Here is an 865-nt window from a genome sequence, read left to right as displayed (position 1 = left end):
CCGACAGCGCCGGACGGTGTCGACACGGACAAGCCGTCCGCTGCGCGGATCTATGACTGGTACCTCGGCGGGACCCACAACTGGGCGGTGGACCGCGAGTTCGGCAAACGCGCCGTGCAACTGTGGCCGGGCATGCCGGCGATGGCCCGGCAGAACCGGGCCTTCATGAACCGGGTCGTGCAGGCCGCGCTGGACGCGGGTATCCGCCAGTTCATCGATCTGGGCTCCGGTGTGCCGACGGTCGGCAACGTGCACGAGATCATCCGGCGCAGGGTTCCGGAAGGTGAGGACGCGACCGTGGTCTACGTCGACTACGAACCGGTCGCGGCCGCCCATTCCACCGTGATCCTGGAGAAGGACGAGGCGACCGACTGGGCCGGGCTGGTGCAACGCGACCTGCGTGACCCGGACGCGATCTTCGAGGACGACACCACCCGCGCGTTGATCGACTTCGCCGAGCCGGTGTGCGTGATGCTGATCGCGGTCATGCACTTCATCGGCCCGCACGACCAGCCCGCCCAGATCGTCGAAAGGTACCGCTCGCACGTTGCCCCGGGCAGTTGGCTGGCGATCTCCCACGCCAGCATCGAGAACGCCCCGGAAGACGACACGGCCGGGGTCCGCCAGATGATCGCCAACTACCGCAACACCAGCAATCCCATGTGGTTGCGGGATCGTGCCGAGTTCGCGCCGTGGTTCGGCGACTGGACGATGCTCGACCCCGGTATCACCCGGTTGCCGGACTGGCGACCCGACGAAGAACCCGACGACGACATTCGCAAGGCCAGCGTGTTCGGCTGGGGCGGAGTCGCGGAAAAGCCCCAACCCTGAACGAACACAACGCCGCCATGGCCCGGCAGCCCAT

The 865-nt window shown here is 67.4% G+C and carries 1 protein-coding gene; it reads left to right on the top strand.

What is annotated here, in order from left to right; genetic code table 11:
• A partial coding sequence (locus CF165_RS49740) for an SAM-dependent methyltransferase (protein WP_093954567.1) occupies positions 1–831 on the top strand: 831 nt, incomplete at its 5' end.
• Between the last annotated feature and the right edge of the window lie 34 nt (positions 832–865).

Origin of the sequence: Amycolatopsis vastitatis, from assembly GCF_002234595.1 — a bacterium.
Classification (GTDB): domain Bacteria; phylum Actinomycetota; class Actinomycetes; order Mycobacteriales; family Pseudonocardiaceae; genus Amycolatopsis; species Amycolatopsis vastitatis.
This window is presented reverse-complemented; position numbering and strand designations above follow the sequence as displayed.